This is a genomic window from Oscillibacter sp. PC13, assembly GCF_900115635.1.
Classification (GTDB): domain Bacteria; phylum Bacillota; class Clostridia; order Oscillospirales; family Oscillospiraceae; genus Oscillibacter.
In genome coordinates this window covers 127,640-153,137 of record NZ_FOXE01000005.1, presented here as the reverse complement: position 1 = coordinate 153,137, position 25,498 = coordinate 127,640, and the positions used below count along the sequence as shown (strand labels likewise).

Sequence of the window (25,498 nt, the reverse complement as noted above, 5' to 3'; positions counted from 1 at the left end):
AGAAAGGAGACAGACGCGATTGCGTCCGTCTCCTTTTTTCGCAGCCTTATCGACCACCTGGCACCAATGCCGCCGCATGGTGTGCCGCGGTCTGTTCTGGCTGATAGTACAGCCCTTCCCTATCATAGATTGCCTGCAGCTGCCGTCCCACCGACTCCAGGCTTCTGGACTGTGCGGTACAGAGGCCAGCCGCGGCAAGAGACGGCAGCCGGCCGCTGAGAAGGCCGTCTATTCGATCTCTGAACCCTGTCTCTGACGACGCCTTGTAGACTTGCACGCCGTCTGTCAGCCAGTCCCGGTAAACCGGGATATCCCGCACCACCGTCGGAATCCCGCAGGCCAATGCTTCCAATACCACGATTCCCTCCGTCTCCTCATGGGAGAGAAAGGTAAATACGTCGCAGCCGCAATAGGCGTCCCGCAATTCTTCCCGGCCCACAAAGCCCGGAAAAATCACATTATCGGGGGCCGTTTCAATCGCCTCCCGGATCTCCGCCGGCACCAGCTCCAATTTGGTATATCCAAACCAAAAGAATTTCACATCCGGCATGGATCTGGCCAGGGCCACGAACTCCGGCAGGCCTTTTCTGGCAATATAATGTCCCACGGAGAGCACGGTCTTCTCCGTCTCCGCCAGGCCGTATTTCTTCCGGAACGTCTGCCGGTGCTCTGTACTGGGAGTAAAAAAGCTGGTGTCCACGCCGTTGCTGAGACTGTAGATGGGGCGACGAATATGGTATTGCACCAGCAGCTGCCGGGAATACTCCGTAGGTGTAATCACCACATCTCCGCTGCTGTAGCAGAGGCGGATCCATCTCCGGAACAGCGGAGCCAGCAAATTGGAGCCCCGAAATGAATTTCGGAAGTCCTCCATGGTGGAGTGGCCGTAAAATACCACCCGTTTTCCATGAAGCCTGGCCCACAGGGCCGCCAACAGGGAGTCCGGAAATACGGTGTTGCAGTGGACCACCCGAGCCTCCCGGCTGCCGCGAACTGTAACGGGGATCCCTGTTCGCCGCAGCATCTCCCGCTGATGCTCGACAGCCTGGCCCACACCGCTTTTGCGAACCAGCGCCAGCGAGCCGCTATATAGCTGAACGCTCATAAAAGACGCCTCTCTTTATCATTTATCGAACTTAGACAATTGCCGACAGCCATTGGAACGCCGCGCTCAGCCCCAGGCTGTACAGGGCAATGGAGGCCGGTTTTCCAAACCAGATAATGGTGTTGAAGGTTCGCCAGGACATGGGTGTGGTCCCTGCCAACCAGCACAGGAAATCATCGGGTGCCACAGGGAAAAAAATAGCAAGTGCAAACCACTTAGAAAAATGCGTTCCTGTCCAGAGCTCGTATTTTTCAATGGTCTCCCGTCGGAACAACAGGGAGAGAATCGGGCGGCCGTAGAGCTTGGCCAAGAAAAAAGCAGCCATGGATCCCAAGCAGATCCCCACGTAATTATAAAGGAAGCCCATCCAGGGACCAAAAAGCAGCACTCCCGCCAGGCATCCCAGCCCACCGGGCAGAATCGGCACGATTACCTGTACAGCCTGGAACAGAACAAATACTGCCGCGCCAAAGGCCCCGAAGCCCCCCATAAAACTCTGCAGCGCCTCCTGAGACGTAAACAGCCGATGCTGCAGGCCGTACAGTACGAAGAGCACACAGAAGCCCGCGCCCATCAAGGTGCAGAAATTGATTGCGGCCTTGTTGATATATCTTGGCATAACGGATTCTCCTTTATGCAACAGCGCCGCTGTGGCCGCGCTCCAATACTTGGGCATAGACGGCCTCCATCCGGCGGGCAAAGGTTTCGGCGGAAAATTCCCGCCGAGCCAGCTCTGCCGCGCGGCAGGCCATCTCCTCCCGCAGATTTGGATCTGCCAGCAGGCGCGCCACCCCCGTGCGAAAGCCTGCGCCATCCTGAAATTGCCATCCATTGACACCGTCCACAATGACGCCGGAAAGGCAGGGATCGCGGCGGCAGAGCGCCGGTACACCAGCGGCCAGCGCCTCAATATAAGTAAGGCCTTGTGTTTCACTGTTGGAGGCGCTGACAAAGACATCCCCCAGCCGGTAATACTGTAAAATCCTATCCGGTGGAACCATCCCCGCAAAAATCACTTGACGCTCCAGTCCCAAGGTCTGTACCTGGCGCTCCAGCGCGGCACGGTACGGCCCATCTCCCACCAGCAGCAGCGTGATGCGGTCCCGCTGCAGTGCCGCCATATGCCGCACCAGCTCATCAATGTTTTTTTCCTCTGCCAAACGTCCAACATAGACCATCACAAAATTCTCAGAAGGAATTTCCAGACTCCTCCGCAGCTCCGCCTGCGCGGCAGCATCCGCCGGAGCGGAAAACCGCATCAGGTCAATGCCAGTCGGAATCACATGAACGGGGCGCTCCACCTGATACCGTTCCAAAAGCTCCCGAACCTTTGCCGTCGGTGCAATGACGCAGGCCGTTTGGCTAATCACCCACCGGGAGAAGGCCGCCACGGCAGCCTGTCCCCACCGGCGGCTTGGTGAAAAATAATGGGTATAATCTTCATATACCGTGTGGTAGGTATGGACAATGGGCGCCCCTGTGGCAGCAGAGAGCTTGCGGGCCAGAAGGAACGTGGAAAACTCGCACTGGGAGTGGATGATATCCGGCCTCCATGCCGCCAATTCCGCCAGCAGCTCCCGGCCCGGAGCCGTTCGCAGGCGAGCGCCGGGATAAATCATCCCCGCACTGACGGCGCCAATATATGTAACACCATCCTCGCACCAGGAATATGGCGTCTGGGACAGCGTCAGCACCCGCACCTCGTGTCCCCGTGCCATGAGCCCCTGCCTCAAATTCAATACGGAGGTTACCACCCCGTTAATAGTGGGTGCGTACCAGTCGGACGTAATTAAAATCTTCACAAACAAGCCGCCTCCTTTTTCAGGCGAAAATCCATTATCTGTACTAACCGTATTAATACAGTTAGTATTGCATTTCTGAATACACATGTCAAGTATCTTTGCAAAAAATTCACAAACTTGTTATACTGTATTATTCTAGTAATACAATAACACAATAATACAGTGTTGTCAAGCACAGTCTCCGAAAGCTTTTGTAAAATTAAGGAAGGCAAACCGGCAGCGCTTTTCTCAGCCGGATATCACTGATACGAAAGGCCGGACGGCTTTTCTTCAAAACAGGCCAACAGGAATCAGAAAATTTTCCAATTCCTGTTGGCCGTATCGGATCATTTATTTTGTCCCCTTCTCAGAAGGCGGTATAACGCGGCGAAAAGCCCACCTTTTTTTCGGGAAGGCACCTGCGTTGCAGACAGCTGCGGCAGGTGCTCCAGATCATACTGTTGGGAGGAAAGCAGTGTCTCCCCCGCCCTGTTCCGGATATAGTCTCCATTTGGCTGCAGGCAGCACCCCTTCACATTATCCCGGATCTGGCGGTCCAGGTACGCCAGCAAAAAGGCTTGAATCTCCGGGCTTTCCACAGGACAGGCAATTTCCACCCGCCGCTCTTGGTTGCGGGTCATAATGTCTGCAGAGGACAAGTAGATCTGCCGCAGAGGCCCATCCCCAAAACAGTAAATTCTGGCATGTTCCAGAAACCGCCCCACAATACTGGTGACTGTAATATTGGCCGTCTTTCCGGGAATGCCGGGAACCAGGCAGCAGATGCCGCGGACGATCAAGTTGACTTGAACCCCCGCCTGTGAGGCCTCCGCCAGTTTATCAATCAACTCTCGTTCCGTGACAGAGTTTGTCTTTATCAGGATGCGCCCTCGTTCTCCCCGGGCAATCTCAGCGTCGATCTGCCGCAGGAGTGTTTGCTTCAGGGAAACCGGTGCCACCAGAAGCTTTTGGTAGCTGCCCCGGAGATCTCCAATCAGCATATTCTGAAAAAAAGCCACCGCATCTTGTGCAATGGAAGAACTTGCAGTCATCAGGCAAAAGTCTGTGTACAAGGTCGCGGTCTTCTCGTTATAGTTTCCCGTTCCAACTTGTGTGATATGGGAAATTCCCGTCTTCTCCTTCCGGGTAATCAGGCAAATTTTTGCATGGCATTTGTAGCCGTTCGGCCCGTATATGACCCGGCAGCCAGCCTCCTCCAATTCCTGCGCCCATTCGATGTTATTGCGTTCGTCAAACCGGGCCCGCAACTCCACCAGTACGGTAACAGCCTTTCCGTTTTCCGCCGCCGCACACAAATATTTGGCCACGGCGGACTTTCGGGCCAGCCGGTAAACAGTAATCTGAATGGAGACCACCGCAGGGTCCGCAGCAGACTCCTTCAAAAGCTCCAAAAAGGGCTGCATAGATTGATAGGGGTAAAACAGCAGTACATCCCGCTGCCGAATCTGATCCAGCATGGGTGTCTCACGGTTCAAATAGACGGGATATGTGGGCACATGAGGCGGATAGAACAGCGAGAGATCCGGGCTGTCTATCTGATAGGCATAGTCCAGCGACAATGGAGCGGTGCAGGTATAGCACTGGTTTGGCTGCAGCTTCAGCCGCTGCAGCAGCACCTTCCGAAGCGCCGGGGCCTCTCCCTGCAACTCCAGGCGCACTGGTGCCAGCCGGTCCCGCTGGCGGATCAGTTTGGCCATATGGCTACGGAGATCCAAATCCTCCTCGTCAAAAATTTCATCGTAGGAGATATCCGCATTGCGGGTAACGGCGATGATGGACTGCTCCTCCACATGGTAAATTTTAAAAATCTTTCGCACATATGCGGCCAAAATGGTTTCTGTCCGCACAAAGGAGCCCGGATACCCAGGCAATGCCAGAACAGCCGGAACCGTATCCGGGATTCCCACAATGCCGAGGCGGTGATTTTCTCCGTCCCGCAGGAGGGCAGCGGTATACAGTTTCTTGTTCTTCAGATGCGGAAAGGGATGGCTCTGATCGATGATCTGGGGTGCCAGAAGCGGCTTCATATTCTTCTTGTAGTAATTGCGGACGTATTCCCGTTCTCCATTTTTCAGCCGATCATAAGGAATGTCCTCCACTCCGCGCTCTGCCAGTGCCCGGTGCACTGTGTCGTAGATGTGGTCTCTCTGACGAATCAAGGGCGCCACCGCCTCATAAATTCTGACCAGCTGTTCGGCAGGTGTGAATCCACCCTTGTTCTCCCGGGTTTCCGCCGCCACCAGGGACATGTCCAGAAGGCTTCCAACGCGCACCATGAAAAACTCATCCAGGTTGCTGGTAAAAATAGAAAGGAATCGAAACCGCTCCATCAGCGGCACCGATGAATCCGCGGCCTCTTCCAATACGCGCTGGTTGAACTTCAGCCAGCTCAGCTCTCTGTTTTGTGTATAGCTCAAATCCCAGTGTCCAGCAGCCTGTGACATAAATACCCCTCCCGCACGCCATATTGACTGATATAGAGTTCCTTTCCGCAAAGCTCTCCGCACAGGCCCTGCATCAGCAGAATGCCCGGCAGAATCGTGTGAATGCGATCCGGGCAGGCACTTAGAATCAGCTTTCTGGCCCGGCGATCCCGCTTCATTAAAAAAGCAGTCAGTTTCTCCAGTTCTTTTCCCATCAAGCGCCGGTTATCCGCCGTACGGCCATAATAGCTATTGGCAATTTTTAAAACGGCTCTGGCAGTTCCGCCGACACCGCATACCAGCCCAGCCTTTGCCGACGGCAGTCTGGCGCCCTCCAGCATCTCCTGAACAGCAGCATAGATCTCCTCTGCCTCGCTCCGCTTTGGCCAAATTTTAGAGACATATCGCGTAAAAAGGTTTAGTGACCCCACAGGCAGGCTCTGCGCCCGCAGGATTCTTCCCTCCCGCACCTCTACAATCTCCGTACTGCCGCCGCCGATATCAAACATGGCACCATTCTCCAGTTCCGTGGTACACAAAACCCCGTAATACCCCAGCTCGGCTTCCAGATCACCCGGCACCACATCCACCTCCAGGCCCGTCTTCCGCCCAATGACATCCAAGGCCTCCTCCGTATTTCGGATGTTTCGCAGGGAGGCCGTTGCAAACACATGCATTTCCTCCATGCCAAACTGGTGCAGCAGGCTGCGAAAATCCAGCAAAACAGCGCAGGCCCGGTCAATGCCCTCTTGGGACAGCGTGCCGTCCACAATGTCATTTGCCAAGCCCGCCATAACCTTTTCTGAGAATAGCAGCTCAAACTTCCCCTCCGGCAACGGATGGTATACCGACAGGCGGATGGTATTGGACCCCAGGTCCACAACTGCGATTTTCATCACATTTTCTCCTTTTCCGGCGGCACAGCAGCCAGCTGTACTCCTGAGAGGATAGCCGCCAATTCCAAATGTATCCTATTCTGATAGCATCCCATAAAATTCAAAAGCAGCTTCGTATTAAATCTGCGTAAAATCTTTTGTAAGCCGGAAACTTTCCTGCGTCTGACAGGTACACTGCCCTTTTCCCATTATTCCTTTCCCGCAGGCTTTTTATTGCCGCCCTAGCTCACGAAGAAAACAGGGGCGATTCCTCCGTGGGAATCGCCCCTGTTTTCAGCACGCTCCATCCATAGCCAGCACAGCGGCCTTTGTCGCGTGAATTTGTGGGGTGTCAAATACCGGCAGCGCGGTGTCCTCCTGCCGGATCAGCAGTCCGATTTCTGTGCAGCCCAGAATAACACCCTATGCCCCGCGCTTTGCCAGTCCGTCAATGATGGTAAGATATGCTTTCCGGGAGGTTACCGAAATGGTTCCCAAGCACAGTTCCTTGTAAATGACATCATTGATAATCTTCCGATCCACCTCATCCGGAACCAGCACATCAATCCCAGCCTTGACGAGTGGTTCCTTGCAGAAATCCTGTGTCATGGTATATGTCGTTCCCAACAGCGCAGCCCTGCCGATGCGGTTTTGCAGCAGCTCCGCCGCCGTTGCCTCAGCAATGTGCAGCCGCCTTTGGCAATGCCGCTTCTTCCAATGACAGCTCATTTTTCACACTGCTTCCTGGCTTTCCGGCGGCCGCCGCAGTTGACGGTCTACTCGCAAAATCACATATACCGCCGCTAAAAAAGTCAGGAATGCGGCGCAGGGCATGGACAGCATCAAACCGTAAATGCCGTTTTCCGCTCCAAAGGAATCCGCCGCCAGCTTTGGCATCAAAATGGCCAGTGGGACAGCCAGCACGACTTCCCGCAAAAAAGACAGCAGCGTGGACTCCAATGGTTTGCCCAGTGACTGCAGAAAAATAAAGGCCGCCTTGTTGACACAGTCCGGGATCATCATGCACAGATACAGGCGAAACGCCAGTTTGGCAAACGCGAAGTACTCCGGGGCATTATCTGTGCCAAAAACGCTGATCAACCGGACAGGAAAGGCCTGAAACAACAAGAATGCCACGGCACCCACCGCAGCCTCTGACACCAGCAGGCATTTCATCAGGCGGCGACAGCGCTCGCAGCGCCCGGCACCGTAGTTAAACCCCACCACAGGAATGCAGCCGGCAGCCATACCCACTACAACAGAAATGACGATTTGGAAGAACTTCATCACAATTCCCTGCACCGCCATAGGAATGGTAGCCGTCCCATCTGTACTGAAAGCAGAGGCTACGCCATAAATCGTGACCATATTATTGATAACGGCCATGGACAGCACCAGCGAGAACTGGCTTAAAAAGCTGGTGAATCCCAAAGGGAAAAACTGCGCAATCAGGCTCCAGCGCAGCGGGAGGCTGTCTTTTCGCAGCCGAATGGTACGCATGCGGAAGAGGTAAGCCGCCGAGATCACTCCAGTGATCACCTGACCCGCCACTGTAGCCACAGCGGCTCCCATCACACCCCAGTCCAACACAAAAATGGCAATGGGATCCAGTATCACATTTGCCACCGCTCCGGAGACCGTGGCCACCATGGCCAAGCGCGGCGCGCCGTCAGAACGGATGATTGGATTCATGGCCTGGCCAAACATATAAACCGGAATGCCCAGAGCAATCCAGAAGAAGTATTCCCGGGCATATTGCCGTACACTTTCATCCATCTTATCGTTGGCGCCGAAAAGCCACAACAGCTGGTTTGCAAAAATCAGGTATACCGCCGTCAAGACGACCCCTGCCGTCACTGTCAGTACAATCGCGTTGCCGGCGGCGCGGTTGGCGCTGTCCTGGTCGCCGCATCCCAGCCGGATACTAATAAAGGAGCATGCGGCGTCTCCAATCATAGTAGCAATGGCCAGGGCCAATACCGTCAGGGGGAAGACAATGTTCGTGGCACTGTTGCCGGCAGCCCCCACTCCCCAGCCGATAAATATCTGATCCACAATATTATACAGTGCTCCCATCAGCAGGGAAATGATACAAGGGATGGCGTACCGGCGCATCAATCTTCCCACTGGTGCCTCCAGCAGGATCTCATTTGGTTGTTCCATTTTGGTTCACCTCTCAAAAATTTCAGGCGGCACCGTATGATGTTTGCCGGTGCCTTTTCAAAAAAGAAGCAGAAATGCGTAAGCCCCTTCAGTTTGGGCTTACGCATTTCTGCTACACAACAGCGTTATTTTACTCCCGTTTTTTCGAAAATGTCAAGCCGGAAGTCTTTCATGGAGGGGCAGCTCTTCAAAATTCAGAACTTTTTTCATAGCCAGGCGATAGACCAGAAGAGACACCAATGGGCCCAGCACATCTGAAACAGGCTCCGCGTAAAAAGCGGCTCTGGCTCCAAAAAACAACGGCAGAGCCATCAGCGCCGCAAAATATACACCCTTTCGGAAAAAGGACAGCGGCAGAGCAAACTGTACCTGCCCCATACCGGTGAGTCCGTCCACCACCACATACTGCGCGCCAAGCGGAATAATGGCAAGCGTGCAGACCTTAATAGCAGAAAAGGCCTCTGCTGCCAAATCCGGCTCGGCGGTAAACAGGCGGACAAACAGCGGTCCAGCCAGTCGGGCCAGCACAAACAGCAGCGCTACATATCCCACACACATCAAAAGGATGTGTTTCTCCGCCTCTAAAACCCGGTCCCTCCGGCGCGCACCGTAATTAAAGGCCAGGATTGTCTGCGTGCCGGCGGAGATGCCGCCCAGCGGCATTGTCACAATCAGCATAAAACTCTGCGCAATCGTGGCGCAGGTCACCAACTGATCGCCCAGCGCTGCTCCGCCATATCGCTGCAGGATGGAGTTCATGCTGATGATCATCACATTATCCACAGCGATAATCGCAAAGGGTGTAAAGCCAATTGCCAGAATACGGCCCATCAGCCGCCAATGATATCTGCCAAAAGTAATGCGGACAGGTACCTTCGGCCCAAACAGGAACCGCAGCACATAACCACAGCTGGCCATCTGGGAGAGCACCGTGGCCAAGGCTGCTCCCACAACGCCCATGTCCATCCAAAAAATAAACACTGGATCCAGGATAATATTCAGCACCGCTCCCAGCACCACGGATTTCATGCCTACCTTGGAAAAGCCCTGGCAGATGATGAATTGATTCATTCCCAGAGCCAGCAGGTTAAACACCGTGCCGAAGAGATAGACGGTAAAATAGGCATTGGCATAGGGATAGGTCACTTCACTGGCGCCAAAAGCCATCAGCATCATATGTCGCATAGGAAATACCGCCACGGTCAGAATTCCGGCACAGATGCAGAGCATCAAAAAGCCATTGGCCAAAATGCGCTGTGCCTCTTCCGCCTTCCCCGCCCCCAGCCGAATGCTCATCAGCGGAGCACCGCCCACGCCAATCAAGGAAGCAAACGCCCCCAGCATTGTCACGACCGGGCCGCAGACACCCACACCTGCGAGAGCTGTCTCTCCGATCAGGGGGATGTTACTGATATAAATACGATCCACAATGCTGTACAGAACGCTGACAAACTGTGCCAGCATACTGGGAATTGCAATGCGCCAGACCAGGGAGCGGATGGGATCTGCACCCAAATTGTTTTCTAGTTTCATCTTACGCCGTCCCACTTACCAAAAAATCAGGACTGCCCAACGCTGGGCAGCCCCCTTATTATAGCAGGTACATTCGACTTTTCAAGCGGGAATTTTCTCTTGTGCCGCAGCCACAGCGCGATACTTCTATATTCCCGAGAGATCGAAGTCCGGCGTATATTCTTCTTTCGCTGACGTACGCTCCTGCGTAAAGCCATCCGTGATGCCGCAGTTCTCCAGATAGGCCTCAGCTGCCCGGTACTCCGCCTTTGTCACATGGCGGCCGAGATTTCCGGAAGCTCCAGGCTGGGGGGTATACTGGCTCATCAGGGAAAACAGTACATCCCCTGGGGCAAAGGTCTCCGCCACCCAGTCGATAGCCCGGCGCGTGTTCTCCAGCTCTCCCGGCAGAAGCAGATGCCGGATCAGCACACCGGATTTCAGCAGGCCGTTTTCTATCCGGTACGGTCCCGTCTGGCGGAACATTTCCAAAACGGCCGCTTTGGCCCAGTCGAAGTAATCTTCAGCTGCGGAATACCGCTTCGCCGGTTCCGGAATGGCATACTTCAAATCCGGCAGGTACACCTGCACTCTTCCCTCCAGCATCTTCAATGTCTCCGGCCTTTCATACCCGCCACAGTTCCATACCACCGGCACAGACCAGGGCTCCCCGCCAAGCGCTTCCAGAATCGCCGGTGTAAAGTGAGTGGGGGTAACAAGATCAATACAGGCGGCACCCTGGGCAATTAACTCCTGGAAAATCTCCCGAAGCCTCTCTGTCGTGACAGGTCTCCCGAAGCCCTCCTGCGAGATGACGCCGTTCTGGCAAAAGCAGCACCGGAGATTGCAACCGGAGAAAAACACCGTCCCGGCTCCGTGTTCTCCTACAAGGCATGGCTCCTCCCACTGGTGAAGCATGGCCTTGGCTACCACCGGGAGGGTCGGCATACGGCACAAGCCGCCGCCCGCCGCCTCCGTCCGCTCTGCTCCGCAGTTTCGTGGGCAAAGCCGGCAGATCATGGCTGCTCCACTCCGAAGTCCGGTCCCAGGTTCCCCTCCCGCCAGTGGCGGCGGCACAGGCCGATGTACTGGTCATTGGCCCCCAGAACTACCTGGGCGCCCTCCTTCAGCACATGGCCCGCTTTGTCAAACCGGGCATTAAACGTGGCTTTTTTGCCGCACCAGCAAATGGTCTTGACCTCCTCCAGCTTGTCCGCCATCACCAGCAGCGCCTCGCTGCCGGGAAAGAGATCCCCCTTGAAATCCGCCCGCAGGCCATAGCAGATGACGGGAATTCCCAGATCATCCACCAGATACACCAGATACATCACTTCTTCCCGGGTCAGAAACTGGGCCTCATCCACAATCACGCAGGCGTTTTGCTGCAGCTCCATAATCGTCAGCTGACGCATCTCGTCAAAATACATGCAGGGATAGGTCAGCCCGATGCGGGAGACCACCATATGATCCCCGTCCCGGGTATCCATCCGCGGCTTGACCAGCAGGGTCTGCTGGCCCCGCTCCTCATAGTTGAACCGGGTCATCAGGGCGTTGGCCGTCTTGCTGGAGCCCATGGCCCCATATTTGAAATAAAGCTGTGCCATTGATTTGTTGTCTCTCCCTCTCAGTCTTGTTTCCCTTCCTGCAGCACTGCGGGAAGGGAATACTCCGGCGGCAGCTCCGGGGCGTCCATCACCATTTTTTTGCAGCTGCCGCAGTACCACACCGTTTTGTACCGGCATAAAAAGCCGCCCTCGTCATCAATCCGCGGAAGATCTGGCCAGCCAGCGTTCACAACCCCTGGCCGCCGTCTGGTACAGCGGATGGCATCCCGGCCTGTGGCCAGATAGATCCTCTCCATCGCCTTTTTGCACCAGGGGCAGTTCTCTGCGGATGTCTCGTTCTCCGCCTCTCCGACGGCGGCGTTCTTTGCCAGCCTGCCGAAGTCCTTCAGTGCATCCAGAACGTGCTCCCCATCGGGCGGTGTTCGCTGTTTCCTCTCCGGCGGAGATGCTGCCGGGCGGCGCTCCGGCTCCCAGTCCCAGGGGTCCTCGCTCTTCTTCCAAAAGGCCATTATTGTTCCTCCTCATCCTCTGTCCGGGGAAGATGACCCTCAAATATCTCTCCCGACCGCCGGGGCAAAAAGGAAATGGGCGCAGGCGTCTCCTTCCCGTGGTGGTAGCACCACAGCCACCGGAAACACCAGAAGAGCTTCCGCAAGAGCAGCAGAAGCACTGCAATCAGCAGCAGGTTTAAAAATTCCAAATTACTGCCCCTCCTCTTCGGAGTCCTCCTCCTGATAGTCCACCGTATACACCGGCCCATCAAAGCGGGGCTCCTTGGGTGCCTCCCGCCCGGGCGCGCCGCTCCGTCTCCGGCGCATCAAAAACACGATGACAGCCACCAGTAAAATCGGCACCGCCAACCGCAGTATCAGCATCACAAGTCCGACCAGCAGCCGGAAAATTCCCAGCGGCAGGCCCACCAGCCATCCCATGGCAGTTCTCCTTTCCTATTCTCTCACAGCGTGCAAACCCAGCCCGTGGAGGGCGGGTACGTTTTCTTCTCAAACCGGGGATCCACCCCCCAGGCAGCAGCGATGTTCAACACGTCCTCTTCGCCCGGAAACAGCTCCCCGGAGCTGTCATCGTTGGAACAGGGAAACGCCGCAAAGCCCAGATCCAGCTCCTCCGGTGTCAATGGGCCGATATTCCTCCGGCAAGCCTCTCCCTCTTCCCAGCAGTATTCCCGTGCGCGGACGCCATTCCGATACCTTCCCCAAAGGTAGAAATCTGATATCCGATGGGAAGCAAAAAACTGCACTTCTAAAAACTGGCTGGAAAATGCGTCCAGCGGCCGCTGGTCATCCCACTCCCCCAGAAGATCCTCCGCGCCGATCACCAGCACGAATTCGTCCAGAGCCGGCGATACAAACACCTGTCCGTTCCGCCTTGCGGCAGCCAGCCCCGTGATCCAGTTGGCGGGCTGCCGGGATCCAGGTTCCAACTCCGAGATAATCCGCTCCGGGTCTCCACACCTTACCGCCAGCCAGGTGGTTTTATATCCAAAAGGTACGGGGCTGTCCGGCTCCGCGGAGAGCTTAGCCTCTTCCTCAGGCGCCGTTTCCCCGTTTTCCAGCCGGATGGTACCCCCATAGGCGCCAAGGGCTTTTAACTGGCGGACCAGCTTTCTGTGCCTTCGCCAAGCCTGCAGCCGTTCTACGGCTTTGCTCAGCAGCCAGCCCACAGCCACCAAACACCAAAAGCGTCCCATCAGCAGGCCCGCCAGCAGCAATACGGCACCCAGCAGCAAATTCCGCACAGTCACCTCTCCAGTTCTCTCTTCGCTTCCTCATAGTACCGGGCAAAGGCGGAGGGTACAGCGTGCGTCTCAAGCCCTGCGGCATCCACCCATTCCCATTCCGCCGGACCGTTCCCGGCCACCTCCAGGGTATACCCGGTCATGTGCCATTCCACGTGGGTAAAGATGTGCCTGGCCGTCAGCTTGTTCTTCCAGGCCCTGGACTCCAACCCCCAGGCAACCACTGCCGCCGACGCGGACTGCTCGTCCATGCTCCCCTCTACATTGGGAAACTCCCACAGCCCCGCCAAGAGGCCGCTGTCGGGCCGCTTCCGCAGGGCGGCTCTGCCGTCCCGCAGCAGGAGAAATACCGTCTTCTCCTCCGTCCTCCTTGCCCTTTTCGCTTTTTTCACCGGCAGGCTCTCCGCCGTGCCTCTCAGCCGGGCCAGGCAGAAGTCCGCCGCCGGACACTCTCCGCATTTCGGCGGTCCGTTGGGGACGCATACCGTGGCTCCCAGTTCCATCGTGGCCTGGTTGAAAATGCGGATGTCCGCCTCTTTCTCCGGCATCACCGCCTGAACCATGGCCCGAACGTTCTTTTTGGTTTTTGGATCCGCGATGTCGTCATGGCAGTCGGTCAGCCGGGTCACCACCCGGAGGACGTTGCCGTCCACCGCCGCCTCCCGCCGGCCGAAGGCCGCTGAGGCGATGGCGCTGGCGGTATAATCCCCAACGCCCGGCAGCGCCAGCAAGCCGCCGTAGGTATCCGGGAACTGCCCTCCAGCCTCTGCCACCAGTTTTGCCGCCTTCTGGAGATTTCTGGCCCGGCTGTAATAGCCGAGCCCCTCCCACAGCTTCATCAGCCGTTCCTCCGGCGATTCTGCCAGAGCCTCCACCGAGGGGAACGTCTGAAGGAACCGGGCATAATAACCCAGTACCGCCGCCACCCGGGTCTGCTGAAGCATAATTTCCGACACCCAAATCCGGTAGGGGTCCTCGGTTTTCCGCCAGGGCAGGTCCCGGGCGTTGGCCCGGAACCAGGCCAGCAGAGGCCCGGGGAGCCGGGCGAGAATTTCCATTGTCATTTTTTCTGTACACATGGTATGATTGTAGCATATCAGCGGCGGAGTTCCCACCCCCTGCCGATATTTTTTTGAAAACCTCTTGACTTTCCCCCTTATGGAAGGTATACCATCCAATCAGAAAGTGAGGTACAGCCCTTGAAAATCAATGAAGTGGAGGCCCTGGTGGGCATTACCAAAAAGAATATCCGCTTTTACGAGGCCGAGGGTCTGCTGACTCCACGGCGGAACAGCGAGAATGGCTACCGGGAATACGGCGATGCGGAGGTGGAGACGCTGCGGCGCATCAAACTGCTGCGAAAGCTGGGGATGCCGCTGGAAGAAATTCGTCAGATGCAGGGCGGCGTTCACACCGTGGGAGACGGCATGCGCCGCCATCTGGTAACCCTGGAGCGGGACCGGGCCAATCTGGAGGAGGCCGCCCGTCTGTGCGCGGAGCTGGCGGACTGCCGGGAACGGCTGGATGCTCTGGACGCGCAGTCGCTTCTGGAACGCATGGAGCAGATGGAACAGGAGGGAACCACCTTTATGGATAAGCAGAAGCGGGACACCAAACGCCGCCGGTACGTAATGCCGGTGGCCATGGCCATACTGATGACCATTCTCATGGCGGCGCTCATCTGGCTGTTTTTATGGGCCTTCTCCACAGACCCTGCCGGCGCGCCGCCGCTGCCCCTGCTGGCGCTGTTTGTGGCAATTCCGGCGGTGGTGATTGTGGGCGTGCTGGCCGCGTCGGTGCAGCGCATCCACGAAATCGGCAAGGGGGAGGAAGAGGATGCCAGAAAATATTGAACCCCGGCGGGTACCCCCAAAGTCCCGGAAAAAGAAGGCGGTGCTGTCCGCGCTGCTAAGCGGGGGCTGGCTGCTGTTTTCCGCGGCGGTGATGCTGCTTCTGCGACAGGTCGTGCAGCCCGGGGGCATTCTGTCTGTTTTGCTGCTGGCGCTGGCCGTGCTGGATACGGCCTTGCTGCTGCCGCTGGCGTTCTGCCTGCGGCAGCGCCTGAGAGAAATTCAAGGAGGAGAAGAAGATGAAGCTTGTCAGTATTGAGACCATTCCCGGGCAGAATTTTGAAACGCTGGACATTGTGAAGGGAACGGTGGTCTACAGCAAAAACTTCGGCCGGGACTTTATGGCCGGTATGAAGACGCTAGTGGGCGGCGAGATTGTGGGCTATACAGAGATGCTGAACGAGGCCCGCCAGATTGCCACTAAACGGATGGTGGACGCGGCAGAGGCTCTGGGTGCGGATGCGGTTGTGGGGATGCGGTACGCCTCGTCCTCCGTCATGCAGGGCGCCGCTGAGGTCATTGCCTATGGAACGGCGGTGAAGTTTTTGTGATGACGGTCACGTTTCTTGCCCACAGCGGTTTTCTGGTCGAGCTGCCGTCGGTGCTGCTGATGTTTGACTGGCAGAGCGGCTCCCTGCCGCCTCTGCCTAACGGAAAACCGCTGCTGGTCTTTGCCAGCCACCGGCACGAGGATCACTTCAACCCTCAAATCTTTGCTCTGGACGACAGCTGCAGAACCGTCCGGTTTCTGTTGGGTAAAGATATTCGCCTCTCTCCAAGGCACCGGGAGCGCTGGGCGCTCTCCGATGAAACCGCGGCGCACTGCCTGTGCCTCGGCGGAAACGAAACCGCGGACCCGCTGCCGGGCATCCGGGTGGAGACTCTGCCCTCCACCGATGAGGGCGTGGCCTTTGTGGTGACGGCGGACGGCAAAGCCCTCTACCACGCCGGTGATCTGAACTGGTGGCACTGGGAGGGGGAGGACAAAGGCTGGAACCGCAACATGGAAGTGGATTTCAAGCGCTTCATAGAGCCTCTCCGGAGCCGCCGGCTTGACTTGGCCATGGTTCCCCTGGACCCCCGGCAGGAGGCGGCCGCGGACTGGGGCCTCTTATATATTCTGACACTGGCAGACCTCCGCCATGTGCTGCCCATGCACCAGTGGGAAGACTTCGGCCTGACGGCAAGGTTCCTCTCCGGTCACCCGGAATATGCCGGGCAGGTGGAGGTCATCACCGGGCCTGGGCAGCGTTTTGCCTTTCCGGACTAGGAGAAAATCCCGCCGGGCAAATCCGCTGCTCATAAAACAGGAAAAGCATTCTGCCGCTTCCAAAGAAAGCGGCAGAATGCTTTTTGCGCAGAACAGCCCGACAAATACATAGGCAGGCAGCGCCTTCATGGTCTTGACCATTTATAACCGCTGTTTTCATACGCCGTATCTTTCATCGCTTAACGAAAGCCCGCCAGTTTACGCACCTGCAGCTAAGGCCGCCTTTGACATTTATTTTTCCTTTGGAGTCTTCTTTGCAACCGGAATCCAAACCTCATACTGTGCGTTTTGCGGATCCGGATTCAGATAGACCTCGATATCCGGAGCATTGGCATATTCATATCCGGAACCCGGAAGCCACTCTGTAAGAATGCGCCGTTCAAGTTCCTGGATCGACCGGTTATCGCCCGCTCCGGAAAAAATTGCCCATGTGGACGCAGGCACGGTATATTCCTTAAAGTTCTCCTTTTCCTTTGTACTTGAAACAGCAATAAAATATTCCCACTGTTTTTCATCATTACAAACGCTGACGCCCAAAAGTCCCATTGGCGGCGTGTCCATCATATCCGCCAGCTTTTGTATCGTTCCGTCTGCGGCAGCGTCTCGCCACATCTTTGGTACAACCATAAAGTTTTTTTCAATTTCTCTGTCAAGCGGTGCAGATATACCAATTACGCGAAAAGCACCGTTTGTTTCAATTCGATAATTCATCTCTGTTGCTCCCTTCAAAGTCATGCAGAATACAATGGGAGCGAAAAATTTTACCGTAGCGCCTTTTTTTCTGAGTAGCGACGGAGCTATTCTGTGAAATGACCGAAAACTTCTGTGGAATGCTGTGGGCGAGCTGTAGCCGTATTTTAAAGCAACATCGATAATTTTTTCCCCGCTTTGCAGGTCACTCGCTGCCAACGACATTTTTCTTCTTCGGATGTACTCTGCCAGAGAAATACCCGCCATATAGGTAAACATTCTCTGATAGTGATAGGCTGAGCAGCATGCAATCCGTCCAAGCTGTTCGTAGTCGATTTCGTCGGTCAAATGTTCCTCGATATAACTCACGCTCTGGTTCAATCTTTCAACCCAATCCATTGAGATACCCCCGCATCCGCATATCATCATACCGCTTTTTCTAATGACTGTTCTCTCAATATCTGCACAAAAAAGAGAGCTTTTCCAGGAGAACGCCTGTCCCCCATCAAATTTTTCCTCTCTTCATCAAAATCATATCAGCTCCAAAGGCGTCGCGCAAGAGTGCAAGCGCGTGCACTGATACACCGCTTTGCGGCGTACGCTGCAAAAGATGTGTTTTATAATCACCCGCCAAATGCCCGGGGGATTTTTTATATGGCCGGCAGATGGCGGATCCGCCGTTCTCCGGGCGGCCCTGCCAACTTGAAAGCGGACCACAGGGATGCCCCCCGTGGTCCGCTTTATTTTCCATTTGCTACTCCGGCAGCCACAGATAGCTCCCGGCCGTGCCGGAACCCGTATCCGCCGAAAACTCCGGTACAAAGCCGGTATTCTCACCTGCCGCAGCGACTTCTGCGGCCAGTGCTTCCGACTGTTCCTCAGTGGCAACTGCATAAATCCGCTCCACCTTGGGCGCCACATCCGCCAGCATCAGTCCCGCGATATTGTCGCTTCCCTCCGCAATGACGGTCTCCGGCAGCTCCAACGATAACCTGACGTCGGAATCCGCCAGCGCCGCCTCCATCTCTTCCAGGAAAGCCGCCAGGTTCTGGTTTTTCATCGTCTCGCCGTAATTGATTTTATCCAGCTTGCCCGCCGTGGGATAGCTCACATCCGTCAGCAGGATTTCGTCAAAACCCAACTCCGCCAGTTCCTTTGCCATGCTGCACAGATACTGCCGGGCAGCGGGCTTCCCCGGATCCAGCCAGTTGGAATTATTGCCGTCGTAAAAGATATAGCCGCCGGTGTTCTTCAGCCCCATGCCTTCCACATCCGCTTTGGCGGCAATCGGGTCCAGGAAGCAGGCGAGCCGGGCAATCGTATAAGGGTACGTTTCATTCACTTCGGCAATGGCGGCCGCAGTGGAGGTCTCTGTCTGCACAATGGACGCACTGACAGCGGCAGCCGCGGCAGAGTCGTAATACACGTGGCCAGAGGCGTCCTTCACCGTCAAGGCCACGGTGTTGGCACGGGAGACCGCAAGGGTGGAGGATGCCAGAATGGACATCTTTCTCTCTTGCCAGGCGCTGTCTGTCAGCGGCGTCTCCGTCAGCTGAACCGCCCTGATCTCCGGGTCTTTCTTCGTCTCCTCAATGGTAATATCCAAATCGTCCGGCGTCTCCTCCGGTTTGTCCGGTTCCTGCTGAGGCAATTCCAGGTGCGGCCGCCCGTTTTCGTCATAGACAATATAGCGCTGCATCGCTATGACCGAAAGAGCAGCCAGAATGATCAGCACCAGCAAAACTGCCAGCACGATCTTTCCCTTGGACGTACGTCCCCGATAATTATGGTATCCTCTTGTGGGACTCATCCCCCGTCACCTCCGCTCTGCAATCGCTTTGCGCCGCGGTCAGTCCTCAATGGCCATCATCTTATTCACCCGGCGCTCGTGGCGTCCGCCGTCAAACTCCGTGGAGAGGAACACTTCCACCATCCGCTCCGCCATATTCTTTCCGGTAAAGCCAGCGCCGATGGCCATCATGTTGGCGTCGTTATGACGGCGGGTCAGCTCCGCCTGCAGGCAGTCGGCACAATGGGCGCAGCGGATGCCCCTTACCTTGTTGGCGGCAATGGAAATTCCGATGCCGGTGGTGCAGATCACAATACCCCGCTCACACGCGCCGGAGGCCACCGCCCGGGCCGCCGCCTCGCCAAAGTCCGGATAGTCGCAGCTCTCCGTAGAGTGGCAGCCGAAATCCTCATATTCATACCCCAGTTTTTCCAGAACGGTCTTCACATATTCTTTCAGCTCATATCCGCCGTGATCGGAAGCCAACGCAATTTTCATCATGCCAAACCCCTCATTTTTATCAGTATTGGTGGAATTCATCCTACGCTTTCCAGAAGCAAAATGCAAGTCATAACTTGTGCCACACGGCCTTCTGCCGCTCAAACGTGCAAAACTGTGTGAATCCGCAGTCTCTCAGCAGGGCCTGCCGCTCCGGAATCGCGCATCCAAGATGCCGGGGCGCGTGCGCATCAGAACCCAGAGTGATGATTTCGCCGCCCAGCCGGAGGTACCGACGGAGGATGTCCGCGCCTGGCAGGGGCTGATTTCCCCGATTGGTATTCAGCTCCATGCCGCAGCCGTTTCCAATCAGTGTCCGAAGAATGGTGTCTACCTGCTCTTCAAATCCGTCAAAGGTCAGATGGAATCCCCGGTTCTCGTTGAGATACCGCAGCGGCAGCGTCAGATGGCCCAGAACGGTAAACCGCCCCCACTCCGCCATCTTCTGTACCTGGCCCAGATAGTCGGCGATTCCAAGGTGGGCTTCTCTCTCATCTTTTGGGTCAAAGTAATAGAGATCGTCGCCACGGTACCGCTCCGAGAGCATATGGATCGATCCAATGATGAAATCCAGATCCGGTGCCTTGGCCAGCATCCGATCACACCAGTCAAAATTCCACAGGGCGTCCCCCAGTTCAATGCCCAGCCGCAGCTGAATCTGGCCGCCCCAGGCTTCCTGTGCCTCGTCAAACTCACGGCGCAGGGCATCCCAGTCATAATCCGTCTCCCGCAGGCGGACATCTCCAAACTGCACTGGTTCCACATGATCGGTAAAGCACACCTCATCCAGCCCCGCCGCCACGGCGGCCGCCGCCATGTCCTTCATGGAGGTTCCCGCATCCGGGGAAATCCGGGAGTGGGTATGATAATCTGCCAAATACATTCGCTCACTCACTTCTTGAACTTTTTGAAGAACTTTTTTCGCTCCTCATAGTTGTTCTCGCCCACACTTTCGGCAAACTTTTTCAAAGCTTCCTTCTGCTCCCGGTTCAGGTTTCTAGGCGTCTCAATGTACACCGTAACATACTGGTCGCCCCGGCCATGGCCGTTGATGGAGGGAATCCCCTTTCCCTTCAGGCGGAAGGTGGTGCCGGACTGTGTTCCCTCCGGCAGGGTATACTTCACTTTGCCGTCAATGGTGGGAATCTCCAGTTCCGCACCCAGCACCGCCTGGGCAAAGGTAATGGGCGCCTCGCACAAGACAGAGGTTCCCTCTCTCCGGAACAGCTCATGGGGCCGGACGGTGATGGTAATCAAAAGGTCGCCGGCCGGGCCGCCGTTTTTGCCGGCGTGGCCCTGTCCCCGGATGGAGATGGTCTGGCCGTTGTCAATACCGGCGGGAATACTGGCTTGGATGGTCTTGCGCTTCCGGACTACACCGCCGCCGTGACATTCCTTACAGGGCTGGTGGATAATCTTGCCCTTGCCGCCGCAGCGCCCGCAGGGCGAAGTGGTGGCAAACACGCCCATGGGCGTCTGCCGCCGCACCTGCACCTGGCCGGTGCCATGGCACTCCGGGCAGATCTCTGGCGTGGTTCCCTCGGCACAGCCGCTGCCGTGGCAGGTGTCGCAGGCCTCATAGCGCTCCACCGTCACGGCCTTCTCGCAGCCGAAAGCCGCCTCCTCGAAGCTGATGGCCAGCGACTGCCGGATGCTCTCGCCCCGCTGGGGAGCATTTGGATTCGTGCGCCGTGCGCCGCCGAAGCCGCCGCCGAAAAAGCTGCCGAAAATGTCGCCCAGGTCCCCAAAGTCAAAGCCCCCGTCGAAGCCCGCTCCGGCACCGAAGTTGGGATCCACCCCGGCATGGCCGTACTGGTCATACCGTGCTTTCTTATTGGGATCCGACAAAACCTCGTAGGCCTCGTTGACCTCCTTGAACTTTTCCTCGGCCTCCTTGTCGCCGGGGTTCAGATCCGGATGATACTTCCGGGCCATTTTTTTATATGCTTTTTTGATCTCATCCTCAGAGGCGCCTTTGGCAATGCCCAGGACCTCGTAATAGTCTCGTTTCTGCTCAGCCATAGAAAAAACTCCTCATTCTCGAAACGCCACATAAGGGACAGGCGTTTCCTGTCCCTTATGGCTTTATGAGAGGTGCTTACTTATTCTTGTTCTCGTCGTCATCAACCACTTTATAGTCGGCATCATAGTACTGGCCTCCCTGCTGGGCACCAGCGTCAGGGCCTGCCTGGGGACCGCCCTGGGCGCCCTGTGGATTGGCCTGCTGATACAGCTTCTCACTGACGGCGTAGAAAGCCTGGGTCAGCGCTTCGGTGTCCGCCTTGATGGCCGCGGTATCCTGACCTTTCAACGTCTCCTTCAACTTGTCAATTCCGGCCTGCACCTTGTTTTTGTCGTCGGCGGGAATCTTGTCGCCCATCTCAGCCAGTGTCTTTTCGCTCTGGTAGACCATCTGGTCGGCCTGGTTGCGGACTTCCACTTCTTCCTTCAGCTTCTTGTCCTGAGCGGCATACTGCTCGGCTTCCTTGACGGCCTTTTCAATGTCGTCCTTGCTCATGTTGGAGGAGGAGGTAATGGTGATGTGCTGCTCCTTGCCGGTTCCCAGATCCTTGGCGGAGACGTTGACAATGCCGTTGGCATCGATGTCGAAGGTCACCTCAATCTGTGGCACGCCGCGGCGGGCCGGAGCAATGCCGTCCAGGTGGAAACGGCCCAAAGACTTGTTGGCAGCGGCCATCTCCCGCTCGCCCTGCAGTACGTTGACCTCCACACTTGTCTGGTTATCAGCTGCAGTGGAGAAAATCTGGCTCTTCTTCACGGGGATGGTAGTATTGCGGTCAATGAGCTTGGTGCACACCCCGCCCATGGTCTCAATGCCCAGGGACAGCGGCGTCACGTCCAGCAGCAGCAGGCCCTTCACATCGCCGGTGAGAACGCCGGCCTGCAGGGCAGCGCCCATGGCCACGCACTCGTCGGGGTTGATGCCCTTGAAGGGCTCACTGCCGGTGAAGTTCTTTACGGCCTCCTGCACGGCAGGAATCCGGCTGGAACCGCCCACCAACAGGACCTTGCTCAAATCAGCGGGCTTCAGGCCGGCATCGCCCATTGCCTGCCGGACAGGGCCCATGGTGGCGTCCACCAGATGGGCGGTCAGCTCATTGAACTTGGCCCGGGTCAATGTCACATCCAGATGCTTGGGGCCGTTGGCGTCGGCTGTAATATAGGGGAGGTTGATGTTGGAACTGGTCACGCCGGAGAGCTCAATCTTCGCCTTCTCGGCAGCCTCTTTCAGACGCTGCATGGCAACCTTGTCGCCAGAGAGATCCACACCGTCTGTACGCTTAAACTCGCTCACCAGATACTTCATCACGCACTCATCGAAGTCGTCGCCGCCCAAGCGGTTGTTTCCGGCAGTGGCAAGTACCTCGATGACGCCGTCATCGATCTCCAGAATGGAGACATCAAACGTACCGCCGCCCAGATCGTAAACCATGATCTTCTGGGACTGCTCCTTATCCACGCCGTAGGCCAGAGCCGCAGCGGTGGGCTCGTTGATGATGCGCTTGACATCCAGACCTGCAATGCGGCCGGCGTCCTTGGTGGCCTGACGCTGAGAGTCGGTGAAGTACGCGGGGACCGTGATGACCGCCTCGGTGACGCTCTGGCCCAGATAGGCCTCTGCGTCTGCCTTCAGCTTCTGCAGAATCATGGCACTGATCTCCTGGGGCGTATAGTTCTTTCCATCCACAGTGACTTTATAGTCGGATCCCATCTCACGTTTGATGGATGCAATGGTGCGGTCCGGGTTGGTGATGGCCTGGCGCTTTGCCACCTGGCCCACCATCCGCTCGCCAGTCTTGGAAAAGGCCACAACGGACGGGGTGGTGCGGTTGCCCTCCGCGTTTGTGATAACGACAGCCTCGCCGCCCTCCATCACTGCCACGCAGGAGTTGGTTGTACCTAAATCGATGCCGATAACTTTAGACATAATTGGTTCCTCCTATGAAAACGAAAAATATATAATAAAAATAATAAAAAATGATGGATTTACAAGTTCAATTGGCCACTTGAACAATGGCATGCCGAACTACCTTGTCACCAAGCATAAAGCCCGCCTGAAACACCTGTGCCACCGTATTTTCACCCAGAGACTCATCGTCAACATGCATCACGGCATTGTGCCGTTCCGGGTCAAAGGGCTGGCCCTGTGCCGCAATTTCCGTGACACCCAACTTTGCGAGCAGCTCCTGGAACTGATGGAAAATCATCTCCAGTCCCTTCTTATGGGGAGAATCATCATCCCCCTCTGTTTTGACGGCCCGCTCCAAATTATCGTACACCGCCAGGAACTCCTTCACCGTATCTGCCTTGGCATCCTGATACAGTACATCCTTCTCCTTGAGTGTGCGCTTGCGGTAATTGTCGTATTCCGCATTCAGGCGGACAAACTGTTCCTTCACGGACTCCAACTGCTTCGCAGCCAGTTCCATCTGCTCCACCTGCTCACGTGTAAAGGAGTACGCCTTCTCCTTTTTCTTCTTTGCCTTTCCGCTCTTTTCCGTCTTTTCAGCCGTCTCCTCCGCTTGGGGAGCCTCCTGCTTTGGCGTCTCCTGCGGCTGATCTTCCTCTGGAATCGGCTGCTTTTTTTCCTCACTCATTCTTTCGGTTCCTCCTTCGGGGGTAATTCTTCATGTTTTCCAAACAGCCGCGTCAATCCGTCGGCAAAGCCGGCAAGTCTTGCAGCCACGGTTGCATAGTCCATCCGGGTGGGGCCCACCACGCCGATCAGCCCCCGCATATCATCTCCGATATCATAGCTGGCCACCACCACGCTGGTGTTTTTCAATGCATCACTGATGTTCTCCGGTCCGATTAAAATCTTCATCGGCCCGTCATCCGGTACCGGCAGATTCTCCTTGCTGTCCGTGAGAAAGCTCATGAGCTGATGTGCCTTATCTGCATCCCGGAACTCCGGCAGCTTCAAAAGCTGATTGGCCCCTACCGTGACAACCTCCCGCTGGCTGACCTCCTCCAAAACGTCCACGGCATAGGACACGGTCTGGCTCAGCAGCAAAAACATCTGCGGCAGTATTTGATCGGCCACCGACATCAGCCGAAGGTTCATCTCCTCCATAGAGATGCCTGTAAAGTGGCTGTTCAGCAGATTGACCAACACCGGCATCTGCTCTTGGTCCACCTTCAGCTGCATCCGCAACAACTGGCTCTTTACACGGTTATCTCCCAGCATCATCACCACGATGCAGCTGTTCTCATCCACCGGCAAGAGATCAAACCGCCGGGCTGTAAAGCTCTTTTTCCCTGTGGCTGCCACATAGGCGGGGTAATTCACGAAAGAAGACACCGCGCGGCCTGCCTGAGAAATCACCCGATCCAGCTCCTCCATTTTCAGGTGAAGGGCCTGGTTGATTTTTTCCGTCTCTGCAATGGACAGCCGCTGCCGCTCCATCAGTTCATTGACATACAAACGGTATCCCTTTGGAGATGGCACCCTCCCGGCGGAAGTATGGGGCTGCTCCAGGTACCCAAGCTCCACTAAATCCGCCAACTCATTCCGAACTGTCGCGGAACTGACACTGCCGCTCATCTCGGTGGCGATCGCCTTGGAACCTACCGGCTCTGCAGATCGAATATAGTCTTCGACCACCATCTTCAATATTTGCTTTTTCCGGTCTGACAGTTCCACAAAAAGCACCTCTGACTTCTTCTCCGGGTCTGCTGCGCAGCTTTAGCACTCGCTTTCCCGGAGTGCTAAAGCGAGTTTACCACCAGAGAATACCATTGTCAACGGTTGGATATAAACAAATTGTAAACAACCAATGAAAAACATGTGAATGTTTCAAATCCTTGTGCCGCAATGCAAACCCGTTTGTACGAGCGAGTTCGTGTCTCCGTCCTCTTCGCAGAATTGTGAACGTCACCCGGGGTTCCGTTTCATATAAGCGAACATAGTTTGTGCATGGTAATTGCTCGGCGCCAACCGACTGTTCCGTCCCACCTATTCATGAAAATTTGGGGGTTTTCCTGTGCTGATGCCCTTCTTTCTGCCCCATTTTGGCGGGGGTCCCTGCAGCACTGCTTCCAGTCCCCACCCAATCGTTCACTTTTGATATACGCTGCAAAGGGTCGTCTCACCTTCTGTTTTCGGTTTCCAATTTGTATTTCTTCCTGGGAATGCTTCCAAACGCATAGTTGAGCTCCTTCCGCCACTTGAATTGCCT

Annotated in this window: 28 protein-coding genes; 4 read left to right on the top strand and 24 right to left on the bottom strand. The window is 56.1% G+C overall.

Annotated features, from left to right (window positions below):
• Positions 1-46: 46 nt before the first annotated feature.
• From BMZ81_RS04445 to mutY, 15 genes are all read right to left on the bottom strand, one after another.
• Positions 47-1,105, bottom strand: coding sequence for a glycosyltransferase family 4 protein (locus tag BMZ81_RS04445; RefSeq protein WP_091129106.1), 1,059 nt, complete (start codon positions 1,103-1,105; stop codon positions 47-49).
• A gap of 31 nt (positions 1,106-1,136) precedes the next feature.
• On the bottom strand, positions 1,137-1,724 hold the full coding sequence (locus BMZ81_RS04440) for a TVP38/TMEM64 family protein (RefSeq protein ID WP_091129103.1): 588 nt from the start codon (positions 1,722-1,724) through the stop codon (positions 1,137-1,139).
• A 13-nt stretch (positions 1,725-1,737) separates the two neighbouring features.
• A complete protein-coding gene (locus BMZ81_RS04435) occupies positions 1,738-2,907 on the bottom strand; it encodes a glycosyltransferase family 4 protein (protein ID WP_091129139.1) in 1,170 nt (389 codons plus the stop codon).
• 326 nt (positions 2,908-3,233) lie between these two features.
• Positions 3,234-5,351, bottom strand: a complete 2,118-nt coding sequence (ppk1, locus tag BMZ81_RS04430) for a polyphosphate kinase 1 (protein ID WP_091129101.1) — start codon at positions 5,349-5,351, stop codon at positions 3,234-3,236.
• The gene (locus BMZ81_RS04425; protein WP_091129099.1) at positions 5,321-6,226 is read right to left on the bottom strand and encodes a Ppx/GppA phosphatase family protein; all 906 of its coding nucleotides are present in this window, start codon (positions 6,224-6,226) and stop codon (positions 5,321-5,323) included. Before BMZ81_RS04425 ends, ppk1 begins: the two co-directional genes overlap by 31 nt.
• A gap of 402 nt (positions 6,227-6,628) precedes the next feature.
• Entirely contained in the window at positions 6,629-6,934 is a 306-nt protein-coding gene (locus BMZ81_RS04420; protein ID WP_347498049.1) for an aspartate/glutamate racemase family protein, read from the bottom strand.
• A gap of 3 nt (positions 6,935-6,937) precedes the next feature.
• Positions 6,938-8,368, bottom strand: coding sequence for an MATE family efflux transporter (locus tag BMZ81_RS04415; protein WP_091129096.1), 1,431 nt, complete (start codon positions 8,366-8,368; stop codon positions 6,938-6,940).
• Between the two features lie 153 nt (positions 8,369-8,521).
• Entirely contained in the window at positions 8,522-9,901 is a 1,380-nt protein-coding gene (locus BMZ81_RS04410; RefSeq protein WP_091129095.1) for an MATE family efflux transporter, read from the bottom strand.
• A gap of 126 nt (positions 9,902-10,027) precedes the next feature.
• Positions 10,028-10,900, bottom strand: coding sequence for a radical SAM protein (locus BMZ81_RS04405; protein WP_091129091.1), 873 nt, complete (start codon positions 10,898-10,900; stop codon positions 10,028-10,030).
• Entirely contained in the window at positions 10,897-11,484 is a 588-nt protein-coding gene (locus BMZ81_RS04400; protein WP_091129087.1) for a thymidine kinase, read from the bottom strand. Before BMZ81_RS04400 ends, BMZ81_RS04405 begins: the two co-directional genes overlap by 4 nt.
• Positions 11,485-11,504: 20 nt before the next feature.
• Positions 11,505-11,954, bottom strand: coding sequence for a PF20097 family protein (locus BMZ81_RS04395; RefSeq protein WP_091129086.1), 450 nt, complete (start codon positions 11,952-11,954; stop codon positions 11,505-11,507).
• Positions 11,954-12,145 (bottom strand): hypothetical protein, encoded by a 192-nt coding sequence (locus tag BMZ81_RS04390; protein ID WP_091129083.1) that lies wholly within the window; start codon positions 12,143-12,145, stop codon positions 11,954-11,956. The genes BMZ81_RS04395 and BMZ81_RS04390 overlap by 1 nt, the downstream gene beginning before the upstream one ends.
• A gap of 1 nt (position 12,146) precedes the next feature.
• Entirely contained in the window at positions 12,147-12,377 is a 231-nt protein-coding gene (locus BMZ81_RS04385; RefSeq protein ID WP_091129081.1) for a hypothetical protein, read from the bottom strand.
• A gap of 23 nt (positions 12,378-12,400) precedes the next feature.
• Complete coding sequence (locus BMZ81_RS04380) at positions 12,401-13,201, bottom strand: hypothetical protein (protein WP_091129079.1); 801 nt, start codon at positions 13,199-13,201, stop codon at positions 12,401-12,403.
• 2 nt (positions 13,202-13,203) lie between these two features.
• A complete protein-coding gene (gene mutY / locus BMZ81_RS04375) occupies positions 13,204-14,265 on the bottom strand; it encodes an A/G-specific adenine glycosylase (RefSeq protein ID WP_347498048.1) in 1,062 nt (353 codons plus the stop codon).
• Between the two features lie 135 nt (positions 14,266-14,400).
• Between mutY and BMZ81_RS04370 the strand changes: the two genes are divergently transcribed.
• From BMZ81_RS04370 to BMZ81_RS04355, 4 genes are read left to right on the top strand one after another with little or no spacing between them, the layout of a single operon-like run.
• Positions 14,401-15,054, top strand: a complete 654-nt coding sequence (locus BMZ81_RS04370) for a MerR family transcriptional regulator (protein WP_091129076.1) — start codon at positions 14,401-14,403, stop codon at positions 15,052-15,054.
• Positions 15,038-15,310: a hypothetical protein gene (locus BMZ81_RS04365; RefSeq protein ID WP_091129073.1), complete on the top strand. Its 273-nt coding sequence runs from the start codon at positions 15,038-15,040 to the stop codon at positions 15,308-15,310. Before BMZ81_RS04370 ends, BMZ81_RS04365 begins: the two co-directional genes overlap by 17 nt.
• Complete coding sequence (locus BMZ81_RS04360; protein WP_091129071.1) at positions 15,291-15,602, top strand: YbjQ family protein; 312 nt, start codon at positions 15,291-15,293, stop codon at positions 15,600-15,602. The genes BMZ81_RS04365 and BMZ81_RS04360 overlap by 20 nt, the downstream gene beginning before the upstream one ends.
• Positions 15,602-16,321: an MBL fold metallo-hydrolase gene (locus BMZ81_RS04355; RefSeq protein ID WP_091129070.1), complete on the top strand. Its 720-nt coding sequence runs from the start codon at positions 15,602-15,604 to the stop codon at positions 16,319-16,321. Before BMZ81_RS04360 ends, BMZ81_RS04355 begins: the two co-directional genes overlap by 1 nt.
• Positions 16,322-16,552: 231 nt before the next feature.
• Here BMZ81_RS04355 and BMZ81_RS04350 read toward each other — a convergent pair whose 3' ends face one another.
• The 9 genes from BMZ81_RS04350 to hrcA form a co-directional block, all read right to left on the bottom strand.
• On the bottom strand, positions 16,553-17,410 hold the full coding sequence (locus tag BMZ81_RS04350; RefSeq protein WP_091129068.1) for an AraC family transcriptional regulator: 858 nt from the start codon (positions 17,408-17,410) through the stop codon (positions 16,553-16,555).
• Positions 17,411-17,516: 106 nt separating this feature from the next.
• A complete protein-coding gene (locus BMZ81_RS04345; protein ID WP_091129066.1) occupies positions 17,517-17,762 on the bottom strand; it encodes a hypothetical protein in 246 nt (81 codons plus the stop codon).
• A 3-nt stretch (positions 17,763-17,765) separates the two neighbouring features.
• On the bottom strand, positions 17,766-18,821 hold the full coding sequence (locus tag BMZ81_RS04340; RefSeq protein WP_091129064.1) for a putative glycoside hydrolase: 1,056 nt from the start codon (positions 18,819-18,821) through the stop codon (positions 17,766-17,768).
• A gap of 39 nt (positions 18,822-18,860) precedes the next feature.
• Positions 18,861-19,298, bottom strand: coding sequence for a ribose 5-phosphate isomerase B (gene rpiB / locus BMZ81_RS04335; RefSeq protein WP_091129137.1), 438 nt, complete (start codon positions 19,296-19,298; stop codon positions 18,861-18,863).
• 70 nt (positions 19,299-19,368) lie between these two features.
• Positions 19,369-20,181: a histidinol-phosphatase HisJ family protein gene (locus tag BMZ81_RS04330; protein ID WP_091129061.1), complete on the bottom strand. Its 813-nt coding sequence runs from the start codon at positions 20,179-20,181 to the stop codon at positions 19,369-19,371.
• Between the two features lie 8 nt (positions 20,182-20,189).
• Positions 20,190-21,320 carry a molecular chaperone DnaJ gene (gene dnaJ, locus BMZ81_RS04325; RefSeq protein ID WP_091129059.1) on the bottom strand — a complete coding sequence of 377 codons (1,131 nt, stop codon included), beginning with the start codon at positions 21,318-21,320 and terminating at the stop codon, positions 20,190-20,192.
• A gap of 76 nt (positions 21,321-21,396) precedes the next feature.
• Positions 21,397-23,247, bottom strand: coding sequence for a molecular chaperone DnaK (gene dnaK / locus BMZ81_RS04320; RefSeq protein ID WP_091129056.1), 1,851 nt, complete (start codon positions 23,245-23,247; stop codon positions 21,397-21,399).
• 67 nt (positions 23,248-23,314) lie between these two features.
• Positions 23,315-23,917: a nucleotide exchange factor GrpE gene (grpE, locus tag BMZ81_RS04315; protein WP_091129054.1), complete on the bottom strand. Its 603-nt coding sequence runs from the start codon at positions 23,915-23,917 to the stop codon at positions 23,315-23,317.
• Positions 23,914-24,963: a heat-inducible transcriptional repressor HrcA gene (gene hrcA, locus BMZ81_RS04310; RefSeq protein ID WP_091129135.1), complete on the bottom strand. Its 1,050-nt coding sequence runs from the start codon at positions 24,961-24,963 to the stop codon at positions 23,914-23,916. The genes grpE and hrcA overlap by 4 nt, the downstream gene beginning before the upstream one ends.
• Positions 24,964-25,498: the final 535 nt, after the last annotated feature.